The sequence below is a fragment of the Vibrio sp. 10N.261.51.A4 genome (assembly GCF_041471945.1).
Lineage (GTDB): Bacteria > Pseudomonadota > Gammaproteobacteria > Enterobacterales > Vibrionaceae > Vibrio > Vibrio crassostreae_C.
Genome location: NZ_JBFRPJ010000046.1, coordinates 17,373 through 28,872 on the forward strand (window position 1 = coordinate 17,373; position 11,500 = coordinate 28,872).

At 44.3% G+C, this 11,500-nt stretch carries 7 protein-coding genes and 2 pseudogenes; 6 read left to right on the top strand and 3 right to left on the bottom strand.

Annotated elements, in window-relative coordinates:
- Positions 1-277: 277 nt before the first annotated feature.
- Positions 278-886, top strand: a pseudogene (locus AB4384_RS10340) (lipase secretion chaperone); the annotation flags it as partial.
- 107 nt (positions 887-993) lie between these two features.
- Here AB4384_RS10340 and AB4384_RS10345 read toward each other — a convergent pair.
- Positions 994-2,637 (bottom strand): methyl-accepting chemotaxis protein, encoded by a 1,644-nt coding sequence (locus AB4384_RS10345; protein WP_372129435.1) that lies wholly within the window; start codon positions 2,635-2,637, stop codon positions 994-996.
- Positions 2,638-3,116: 479 nt separating this feature from the next.
- Between AB4384_RS10345 and AB4384_RS10350 the strand changes: the two genes are divergently transcribed.
- The 5 genes from AB4384_RS10350 (at position 3,117) to AB4384_RS10370 (ending at position 9,179) form a co-directional block, all read left to right on the top strand.
- The gene (locus tag AB4384_RS10350) at positions 3,117-3,938 is read left to right on the top strand and encodes a phosphate ABC transporter substrate-binding protein (protein ID WP_372129436.1); all 822 of its coding nucleotides are present in this window, start codon (positions 3,117-3,119) and stop codon (positions 3,936-3,938) included.
- A gap of 111 nt (positions 3,939-4,049) precedes the next feature.
- Complete coding sequence (pstC, locus tag AB4384_RS10355; RefSeq protein WP_122081231.1) at positions 4,050-4,979, top strand: phosphate ABC transporter permease subunit PstC; 930 nt, start codon at positions 4,050-4,052, stop codon at positions 4,977-4,979.
- 15 nt (positions 4,980-4,994) lie between these two features.
- Positions 4,995-5,858, top strand: a complete 864-nt coding sequence (gene pstA / locus AB4384_RS10360) for a phosphate ABC transporter permease PstA (RefSeq protein ID WP_017064256.1) — start codon at positions 4,995-4,997, stop codon at positions 5,856-5,858.
- A 90-nt stretch (positions 5,859-5,948) separates the two neighbouring features.
- Positions 5,949-6,698: a phosphate ABC transporter ATP-binding protein PstB gene (pstB, locus tag AB4384_RS10365; protein WP_004732036.1), complete on the top strand. Its 750-nt coding sequence runs from the start codon at positions 5,949-5,951 to the stop codon at positions 6,696-6,698.
- Between the two features lie 336 nt (positions 6,699-7,034).
- Complete coding sequence (locus AB4384_RS10370; protein ID WP_102321286.1) at positions 7,035-9,179, top strand: GGDEF domain-containing protein; 2,145 nt, start codon at positions 7,035-7,037, stop codon at positions 9,177-9,179.
- A gap of 100 nt (positions 9,180-9,279) precedes the next feature.
- Here AB4384_RS10370 and AB4384_RS10375 read toward each other — a convergent pair whose 3' ends face one another.
- Both AB4384_RS10375 and AB4384_RS10380 read right to left on the bottom strand, forming a co-directional pair.
- The gene (locus tag AB4384_RS10375) at positions 9,280-10,959 is read right to left on the bottom strand and encodes a BatD family protein (RefSeq protein ID WP_372129438.1); all 1,680 of its coding nucleotides are present in this window, start codon (positions 10,957-10,959) and stop codon (positions 9,280-9,282) included.
- A gap of 2 nt (positions 10,960-10,961) precedes the next feature.
- Positions 10,962-11,500, bottom strand: a pseudogene (locus AB4384_RS10380) (hypothetical protein); the annotation flags it as partial.

Consider the following 11,500-nt stretch of genomic DNA (forward strand, 5'->3'; position numbering starts at 1 on the left):
ATAAGTGGATAAGTGGATAACTGGTACGACCTATATCTAAAATAAATAATTGGCGTCAATATATTCAGGGTTTTGGTGTGTCGTTAATGGAATAAGCATCAAGTTATCAACGAGTTTTTGGTTGAAAAATACCTGTTTCCAAACGGTTATTTGTCGAATAATTTTGGTTTATTGAGAATGTTGAATTGATATTTGAGTCGGGATATTGAAAGAACAATCTCATCAACCTTAGTTAAATGTTAATTTAATCAATTGCTTATGTTTTGTTCTCCTGATTCTGTTTGCCAAATATCTTGAGTATAAGTCGGCACTGACATCGTTGGACGTGCAGTTCGGTACCACATCCATTTCCGCTGATGATCTACGTGCACTCAATCAAGCGCTCCTTGACCTCCAAGCTCAGTTTTTCAGTGAGAGCGAGATAAGTATTCTGTTTACGCACGACAACAGAATGAGGGAAATCGCTTTAGAAAAGTTACTTCTGAAACAAGAAGGGCTAGAAGAACAAGAATATCAGCAAAGGCTTGAATCCTATCTATCTGAACAACCTGATTATGTTCAGTCCAGTCATCAAAATCAGGTGTTATTACAGCAACTATCCAGCTCAGAAGTCCTAGATGAACAAGACAAATACTTGAAGAGAAACGAACTGGTTGGCGAAGAAGCGGCACAGAGGCTTGAAGCACTTGATAAACAAAGAGCGGCCTTTGAAGACTCGTTAGAGGCCTACTTCGCAGAACGAAATGATGTCTTGAAAGATTCATTCCTATCAAAAACCGAACAACAAGAGAAGATTGCGCAACTTAGGACTGAACATTTCCTACCAGAACAGCTTAGAAGGGTAGAAGCGATTGAAAGAATTCGAGCGGCTGAATCTCGTCAGTAGTGTCTAAAAGCGAAAAACCAGCCATGATGGCTGGCTTTTTGTTTATCGGCGAGTTCTAAAGAGCATACAGCCTGAATCTGTTTGCCTTGAACTTCGTACCTTGAAGCCTATACCTTAAAGTAATCCAACTGCTGCTTCTGTTGTTCTGCTAGGTTAGATAGCTCGTAGCTTGCTGCAGCGGCTTGAGTAATGCCGGTTACGTTTTGGCTTACTAAGCTGTAGATGTTTGAGATATTACGGTTGATGTCTGAGGTTACTTGGCTTTGCTCTTCAGCGGCAGAGGCAACCTGAGTGTTAATCTCAGTCATGTCCGTTACCGAGTTAGCAATGCCTGAAAGCGCCGCGCTTACTTCACCTGCAAGAGTTTGGTTGTGTTCCAGCATAGCCAGTGAGCTGCTCATGCTTTCATTCGCGTTACCGGATTGAACCTGCAAACCTTCAATGATGGTTTGGATCTCTTTGGTTGAATCTTGTGTACGTGCCGCTAGCATTCGAACTTCATCAGCAACCACTGCGAAACCACGACCGCTTTCACCCGCGCGAGCGGCTTCAATTGCTGCGTTAAGCGCCAACAGGTTAGTTTGTTCAGAGATACTTTGAATCACCTCAATCACTTTACCAATCTGTTCAGAGTGCTCTTTTAGCGTACCCACAACATTTGCAGCTTCGCTTAGCTGAATCGCCATCTGTTCGTTAGCTTTGTTGCTTTCATTAAACAAGCTCATGCTGTGTGTCGCCATTTCGTCAGCTTGCTTAGACGCTGAGTCAGCTTGTACTGCGTTCTCGTTAACGTGCGATGCAGTACTTTCAAGTTGGTTCACAGCAGAAGCGACTTGTTCCACTTCTTGTTTCTCTTGGTCTGAGTTAACGCTGGATTGGGTCATTACCGCTGCTAGCTCTGTCGACGCAGAAGCCACTTCGATACTGATTCGAGACAGTGAGCTTACCGTGTCACGCAGTTGTTCAACAGACTGGTTTACGTCTTGCGCTAGGCGTGAGATTTCGTTGTCGCCATATTCTTCGGCTTTAACTAACAAGTTACCTTTTGCAACTTCGCGCATGGTTTCTTGAATGTTGCTGATCGGCTTAACAATGATACCAGCCAGCGTCCAACTGATAACTAGAGCTACAGACAGGATTACCAACAGTGCAATGGTCGCGGTAGTCAGTGTACTAGCGTGTTGCTGGCCGTTGATGTCCACCTCTTGAGTGGCAAGCAAGTTCAGCTTCTTAGACAGAGTGTTGATCGCTTGCACCATTTCATTACCCGCATGTCGGTATTGGTCGATTGCGATCTGGTAGCGGTTTTCAAAATCTGACGAGAGTGACGCATCGCCGTGTTTCGCTCTTAATAGCGGAAGCATGGTGGTGCGAGAAAAATCGACATAGTGATTCATCGCTTTGTTCATCGCGGCCACTTCATCTTGCATGCCTGGCACTGTGTCTAATGAATTCAGTAGGCGAGTATTCTGATCGCGTTTTTGGTTTAGTGTTTCAACCAGTGTTTTTACGTCATCGGCATTGAATAGACTGTAAATCGCTTTGATGCGCATGCCATAGCTGTTGTCGACGATTTCGCTGAGTTCTTCTTTATGTAAGATTAATTGGTCGGTTGCTACTGACACATCTTTGAATGCACTTTCTAGCTTTTCACCACCGATAATGACACCGGCTAAAAGTAAAACGACGGAAAATAGTACGGGTATAAGAATTTGTATTTTGATTGATAAGCCACTGAGAAGTTGGCGCATGTAATGTCCTTCTTTGAATAAAATAAATAGATGAGAATTATTATTATTAGAATTAGTTGGCGATTCTAACTAATGAGACTGACAATTCAATCAGTAAAGGCTTTGATTTCGTTATATGCGATAGGTATTTGATATAGATGGTTGTTTATTGTTCTAAATGGCGATAAAGGTGGATCTTTTTATCCATCGTGTTAGGGCTACTTGATTGATAAATAGAGAAATATATTGGTTAGTGTTCGATATAAATAGGGAAGGAAATCTAGTTTTTGGTGCTCAAACGATGGTGACACCTGCATTCAATAACTGCATCTGATGGGGGCGCGACTATCAATTCATCGAGTAGGAGAGAAATTAGCCATTAAATTGTAGTTGTCATATAGGCTTCAATTAAGTGAAACACAACTGTCACATTCGGATTCTAAAGTAGGCCTCGTTCAAGCAAAACATTACGGCAATAACGCCACTAAAGGAAATTTGTGATGAAAAAGACAGTTATCGGTGCAATCGCACTACTAGGCGCTCTAACAGTGAATACAGCTTCAGCTAAAGAAACTATCTCTGTAGTTGGCTCTAACAGTGCTTCTCCACTGGTTGAAGTTTTTGCAGAAACCTACATGAATAAAGGCGAACCAGTGTTCATCGAAATTCAAGCACCAGGTTCTTCTGCAGGCATCAAAGCAGCAAAAAATGGAAGTGCTGACCTTGGTATCTCTTCTCGTGACCTAAAAGAAGAAGAGAAAACAGCTGACCTGAAAGAGCTCGTTATCGCTCGTGACGGTATCGCAGTTGTTGTAAACCCAAATAACGAAGTATCTGCTCTTACAGCTGAGCAAATCACTTCAATCTACAAAGGCGACATCACTAACTGGAAAGATGTTGGCGGTGCAGACAAGCCTATCGTAGCAATCACTCGTGATACTGCATCTGGTACACGTGGTGCATTCGAAGACATCATGAAGCTTAAGAAGACGATTGGCGATAAAAAAGTATCGGCTATCTCTCAACGTGCACAAGTTGCAAACGGTAATGGCGCACTTAAAGTTTCTGTAGCAAGCAACCCATACGCTATCGGCTTTATCTCTCTAGGTACAGTTGACGAATCTGTTCAAGCTCTAACTATCGACGGCGCTGCTGCGTCTGTAGACAACGTTAAGAACGGTTCTTACAAAGTTGCTCGTCCTTTCCTAGTTCTTTACAAAGATGGCGCTCCATCAGCTGAAACTCAACAATTCCTAGACTGGATGGTTGCAGACGAAGCTCAAGCTATCTCAGCTAAAAAAGGCTACATCACAGTTAACTAATCTTAACTGACTCAATCTTAATTATTGCTCAGCCTGCTTTAGGCTGAGCCTTTTCTTTCAACTTTGTTTATTTCGAGCTCTTATTGAGCCACAAAGTTTGAGATTTTATATATGACCATCGCAAATAGTGAAAAGCTTATGAATACTGAAGCGACTCAAATCAACAAGCCAAGTCTACGTGCTAAGAAGCGCATCGACTGGAGAGAAAGAATCTTCCATGGCTTGTTCTTATCGAGTGCTGTAATCGGCATCGTATCACTAGCCGTTATCGCTTACTTTATCGTTGCAGAGAGTATCCCTGCATTCCAAGAGGCCGGTGTTTCTGGCATTGTTCTGGGTGTTGACTGGTTACCTCCAGCTCTATTCGGTGTTGCAACTATGATTGTTGCATCGATTGTTTCGACACTTGGAGCTGTAGTTGTTGGTGTACCAGTTGGTGTATTAACCGCTATTTTTATTGCTGAGATTGCTCCAAAGCGTCTTGCAGATATTATTCGACCAGCAGTTGAGCTTCTAGCGGGTATCCCGTCGGTAGTTTACGGCTTCTTCGGTCTAGTAATTATCGTTCCAATGATTCAGAACGTTTTCCAAGTACCAGCGGGTAACACTATCCTGGCGGGTATCATTGTTCTGGGTATCATGATTCTTCCTACCGTTATCACGGTTTCTGAAACTTCGATTCGTGCTGTACCTCGCACATACAAAGAAGGTTCACTTGCACTGGGTGCTTCGAAAATCTACACGATTTTTAAGCTACTCGTTCCTGCTGCACGTTCAGGCATTATGACTGGTGTGATTTTGGGTATCGGTCGCGCACTTGGCGAAACGATGGCAATCATCATGGTTATGGGTAACGCGCCAGCAATGCCAGAAGGCATTTTGGACTCAGCTCGTACGCTAACAGCAAACATTGCAATTGAAATGTCTTACGCAAGTGGCGTTCACGCTAGCGCATTGTACGCAACGGGTGTTGTACTTTTAGTGTTCATCATGATGTTAAATGGTGCTCTACTTTATCTTAACCGTGAAAAAGCGAAGTAGGCGAGGATAAGTAATATGGATCGCGTAAAACTAAAACAAGCACGTCAAACCAAAGATAACATCCTGAAAGGCTTTATCTGGGCAGCTGCGGCTGTAACCGTTGGTTTCTTATTCTGGATTATTTGGTACATCCTATCGAACGGTCTGCAATACGTAGATTGGAACTTCATCACTGACGATTACACTCGTACTGGTGAAGAGCGTGGTATTTTCCCAATGATCATTGCCACGATCTACATGGTAATTGCATCGATTGCGGTAGCCGCGCCACTAGGCATCATGACGGCGATATACCTAACTGAATATGCGAAAGTAGGTAGCCGATTGGTGAAAGTGATTCGATTCTGTACTGAGTCGCTAGCTGGTATCCCATCGATCATCTTTGGTCTGTTTGGTATGACCTTCTTTGTTTCGATTCTTGGTCTTGGCTTCTCGATTCTGTCGGGTGCACTAACGCTAAGTATCCTGATTCTTCCTGTAATCATTCGTACTACAGAAGAAGCATTGATGGCAGTGCCACAAACTTACCGTGAAGGCTCATATGGCCTTGGCGCTTCAAAAATCTACACTATCTGGCGTTTGATCTTACCAAGCGCAATGCCAGGTATCTTAACTTCGGTCATTCTTAGTATTGGTCGTGTAATTGGCGAATCAGCACCTGTATTTTTAACAGCAGGTATGGTGGCACGTGTTCCTGAGTCGGTATTCGATTCTGGCCGTACACTAACGGTTCACCTATATAAGCTGACAACAGAGCTATTTACTATCGATGAGTGGAACCAAGCCTACGGCACGGCGACAGTCCTAATCGTACTGGTTCTCTTGATCAACATGGTTACAAAACTGATTGCGAGACGCTTCAACACGGCAACTTACTAAGCTCATTAGCTGGCTCATCAATAAAGAGAGCCCCCGTGATAAAGAAAGCATCAAGTTAGACACGAATTTAAGAATTTAGAGATTACGAACATGAACAAATTTGATATTGAGAACCTAGACCTGTTTTACGGCGACAACCAAGCGCTTAAATCTATCAACCTGCCAATTCCTACTCGTCAGGTTACGGCACTGATTGGCCCATCTGGTTGTGGTAAGTCAACGCTACTACGTTGCTTGAACCGCATGAATGACCTAATTGAAGGCGTTACTATCAAAGGTAAGCTGGATATGGATGGTACAAACATCTACGGCAATATTGATGTGGCTGACCTACGTATTCGTGTAGGCATGGTATTCCAAAAGCCAAACCCATTTCCAATGAGCATCTACGAGAACGTGGCTTACGGCTTGCGTGCTCAAGGCATCAAAGACAAGAAGCACATTGATGAAGTAGTAGAAAGCTCACTGCGCAGTGCAGCACTGTGGGACGAAGTAAAAGATCGTCTTAAAGCACACGCATTTGGCTTGTCTGGTGGTCAGCAACAACGTCTATGTATCGCTCGTACTATTGCAATGGAACCGGATGTAATCCTGATGGATGAACCTACATCGGCTCTTGACCCAATCGCGACGCACAAGATTGAAGAATTGATGGAAGACCTGAAGAAAGACTTCACTATCGTTATCGTAACGCACTCAATGCAGCAAGCGCGTCGTATCTCAGACCGTACTGCTTTCTTCCTAATGGGAGAGCTTGTAGAGCACAACGAAACGAGTGTTATCTTCAGCGAACCAAAAGATGATCGTACTAAAGGTTACGTAAACGGTGACTTTGGTTAATTGATTATTTAAGTGCTGTGTTTGGCCTATTAGCAAAACCAGCACGCTAACTGATACGCAGGTTAGATAATCGAATAGATCGACAGAATTATCACTATAACTATAAGCGATGGAAGTTTTGCCCCACTTTATGTGGGGCTTTTTTATGCCTTTAAAAAAGCCTCAATGTCGATGAAAATTTGGGCAGGAAATCCCATTTTTGTAGTCCTTCTCATGCTTGTGATAATGTAAAAAGTGAAATTGCGACCCGCTTAACATCTCATTTTTAGTTACATTGATTGCATATCAAGGCTTCTGTATTTTTGCTGTATTCTCAATAGCCAATGGACGGAAGCTGTGCCTGTAAAAGCCTTTGCAAAACAAATATCTGCTACGCGCGATCACCGTCTGTTGGCAGAGTCTCTTTTTGAGTACTTGGCTAAAATGCTTGCTCCAAAAGGGATAGGGATATTTGCTGAGCCGATACCGGAAAGCGATTCGTTGCCGCTGTTTTGTCATGGCGAATTAACCTCTCTTGAGTATTACCCCTCTACATTTTGGCCTTGGGTTTCACAGTTTGATACCGCAGACGGTGTTTTACCTATGGCAATCAATACTTGTAACTGGGATCACATAAAAGTGCTCGGTGGGGAGTCGTTCATCATGATGCTCGACAATGCGCCTGCCTGTAGAACTTATTTAATTATTCAAAATTGCGATGCCGAAAAGATCAATCAAACCTTCGACCAAGATCTAGATGTTCTTCAACTTGCCGCCGCTCGCTGGCAGTGTATTCGTGCTGAGAAGAACGCGGCACTTGAGATCAAACACAGAGACACACGAGAAGCTCAATACCTTGATGAGATTAAGCTTCGTGAATTGTTTGTCGAGAACATGAAGCTAGTTCATCAGGTGGCGTTAGAGCTTTCTAATCCAGAAACTTTAGATGCACTCTATAAAGCATCAGTAGAAGCCGTACGCGATCGCCTAGGCTTTGATCGTGCGATCTTCATGTTACTTGATATGAAAAAGCGCTGTTTTAGTGGTACTTACGGCACTGACGAAACGGGTAAAACCAACAGTGAACATCATACTCAATATGATTTACACCAGCTTGAGGCCGAATACATTGAGGCGCTATCTGACAACCACACCAACTTAGTCATTATTGAACAAGCGCCACTCTACACCGAAGGCAAGGTGGTGGGGCAGGGCTGGAATGGGATGCTTATCTTGCGTGAAGGGGATAAACCGGTCGGCTGGATTGCGATGGATAACTACATCCACCGTTCACCCATAACCAATTATCAAAAGCAGATGCTTGAGTCCTTTGGCTCGCTGCTCTCTCAGATATACATTCGTAAACGCCAAGAGCAGAACATACGCATGCTGCACTCGAGCATGGTGGAGTTGTCTCGCTGCGACAGTGTTAGTGAGGTGTGTAAGTCTGCGGTTAGCTTTGCTATTCAACACCTAGGCATCGACCGATTGGCGGTTTTCCTGACCGATAAGAATTGCAGCTACATGCAAGGTACTTGGGGTACGGATATAAAAGGCGATATTGTCGACGAGTCCTACTATCGTTCAGAGCTGGTGGAACGCAACATTGTTTCAGCGGCTCGCGCTTGTCCCAATCAAGTTGCGTTTGAAGAATCAGTACCTATCTATCATGACTTTAATATTGTTGGGGTAGGTTGGACGGCAATGACCATGCTCACCACCAATACGGGTGAGCCGATTGCATTTATTGCCGCAGATAACTTGTTAACACGCAGCCCTTTAACTTCCCAGCTTCGCGAAGTGATTCGTATCTTTGCTTCTAGCCTTGCAGAGGTGTTGCAAAGAACCATGGCGCAAGAGGAGCTTAAAAAGCTCAATGAAACGCTTGAGCAAGAGGTTAGTAAGCGCACTCAAGAGCTTGAAAGAGCCAACGAACAGTTGGATATCATTTCTAAATTAGACCCGCTGACGCGCCTTGGAAACCGCCGTATGTTGTCGCAAGTGTTAGAAGATTTGAACTGCGACGATCAAGGAGCGTTTGCCACACAATATGAAGTCACATTTGGATTGATCCTTGTCGACCTCGACCACTTTGGTTTGTACAACAGTGTTTATGGCCATACCGAAGGTGACGCTGCTTTACGCTCGATAGGTAAGATACTAAATAACCATGTTTACAATGAACAAGAGACCTTCTGTCGTATTGGGGGAGAGGAGTTTATGTTGTTGATGATTGGTACCCATCACTCTGAAACCAAGCGGCGAGCAGAGTCGATCAGAAAGTGCATTGAAGAGGCGAAGATCCTCCATTGTGAAAGCAGTACCAGCCAGTATCTAACCGCGTCTGTCGGGTATGCTTCTATAACTTCTGATCAGCGCCAGTTTGACTTCGACCTACTGTATGGCAAGGCAGACAAAGCCTTGTATCAAGCCAAAGACTCTGGGAGAAATCGAATCGTTTCTGCGTTGAAACGTAAAAAGGTCGCAGTTTCAATTTCTTAGTGCGGTATCTGTTTCTCTCTAGCGTAAAACGAATGAAGCCGTGATGATCACAAGGTGGTCATCACGGCTTCTTTCTTTTTTTACTTAGATTGCTGGTTAACTAAAGCTTTTCCAATGTGCTCTTGCGTGCTTTGCTTGTGACTCGCTTTGGTTTTTTAACTGCTTTGAGCGACTCAGAAGGATCCCATGACTGACTTGGTGAATCAGCTTCAGCATAGAGGCTCTGATTGAGCTTCGTTAGCTCAGTTTCAACCACTTCTATTGTCTCATCACTCAGATCTGGGTTTTCAGCTTTCCACTGTTCAAATAAGGTTCTGGTCATCACGCCATCTTTCGTTTTCAGCGCTTCAATAAGCGCGTCTGCCGTATCTGATTGACGTTCAACTATGTGTGTTGGTTTTGTCGTTACACCACGTCGTGACCAGAAATAGAAAGCCATCGCTGAGCTGATTAACCATAAAACAGCAAACAGAGCAGTGAGATAAGGCCAGATCCCAGGGCTATCCACAGTAACAACCGTCGGGCTTAGTTGTTGGGCGGGCGTAGCCGTAACTGGTGGAGTGCTTGACGCTGCGCGATCACTTGCTTTTACCGCCAACTCTAGCCCCTGCGCTTTACTGGTTTGTTCTGATTGCAAATCGGTGTTAAACCAAGCTTGAGACACATCAGGAAGCGAGATATTTCCAGCCTCTTTCGGAATCAATACTTGCTTGTAAACAACGACAGAATCACCTGACTGAGTTGTGCCAAATTGCGGCTTCTCTTCATAAACACGTACCGATTTAGGGTAGGTGATATTCAGTTTTGGCAGCTGATGTTGCGTTAAGTTGCTAGCCGTCATGGTGATGGTACGAGTTAACGAGTCACCCGCTTCCATTTCAATGGATGGGTTGTCGCCTTCTAAACCATTACTATTTCCCAGTTGATTGCCTTGGCTATCTGACCATTGTTGAATCAGTTTGAAGTTTGATGTTGGTAACCACTCACCTTGGTAGCCTTTTGGCACCTCTTTGACGGTGACATCTAAGGTTTCAACGGGCGTGTCGAGCTGGAACAGACGCGTTGTACTGGAGTTGTTGGTTGAGTAAACAACGGCTCCAGTCAGCTTCGGTCCATTCAGCTTAAACTGTCCGGCCTTTTGTGAAGAGATACGGAAAGACTGTTGAACTACCGTCACCTCTTGTCCATTGAGAACATCTTGAAATTGCTTCGATTCACCAATAGGTTCCACATCTAAACCCGGCGAGCTCGGTGGCGCTATTTTAGGATCTTGCAGCCTTCTTGGATCAGCTTTGATGATGAGTTTTACATCAAGCTCAGCCACTTCTTGTGGGTACAGCGAGTTCTTGCTGAGATTAAGCTGGAACTCTGCCATGTCATGTTGAGTGGGCGCAGCTTTATTAACGGCAACATTGATGGTGATAGGCTGAGTTTTCGCCCCTTCAATATCGAAGCTAGGAATCTGGATCTTGCCTAAACGCAGAGGAGCAAGGCTGATGTTCCATTCACTTGACACCGAACGGCTGCCATTGACGATTCGCATCGATGACCCAAAGTTTGGTGTGCCGACATAGAAATTCTGCTGGAGCGCTGTTAGATCTAGAGCATCAGAAGAGACCTTTTCATCGGTTGCGACTCTAAGAAGGAACACTTCATCTTTGGTGACACTGTTATGTGAAACACTCGCCACGGCGTTTGCAGCCAATACTGAGAAGGACGAGAAAGCTCCCAACAACAATGTTAGGAGTACGGATAAAAATGGCTTGTTTAGAAATCGCATGGTTACCACTTTTTCTTCTGGTTGTTAGGAGCACTTTTTTGTCGTGCTTGTAAAATCATTTGCGCTTTAAGCAGTTGGCTCGGGTCACGGGCGCTTTCTACTTGCTCAAGTTTTCGCATGTCAGGGTCGCTCGACAGAGGTTGATCTGAGGTTTGTGCTACAGCTTGCTGACCACTTTGCTCACCATCTTCTTTTGAAGCTTGTTGTGCGCTAGCACTTTGAGGTGTAGCGCCTTCTTGGTCACTCTGTTTCGGCTGGTCACTGTTACTTTGTTGACCGGCTTGCTTGTCGTCTTGTTTAGACTTTTCAGAGTCAGAGTGATTTTCAGGTTGGCCTTGAGATGAGTTTTGGTCTTGGCTACCGCGTTGATCTTGGTTACTGCTTTGATCTTGCGACTTGCCATTGTCAGCGGAGCTTTGTTGTTGATCCTGAGAGCTTTGCGAAGAATCATTTTGCTGACCTTGCTGACCTTGCTGACCTTGCTGATTTTGGTCTTTCTGGTCTTTGGCGTCAGAATCGTCTTGCTGTTGCTGTTGCTGTT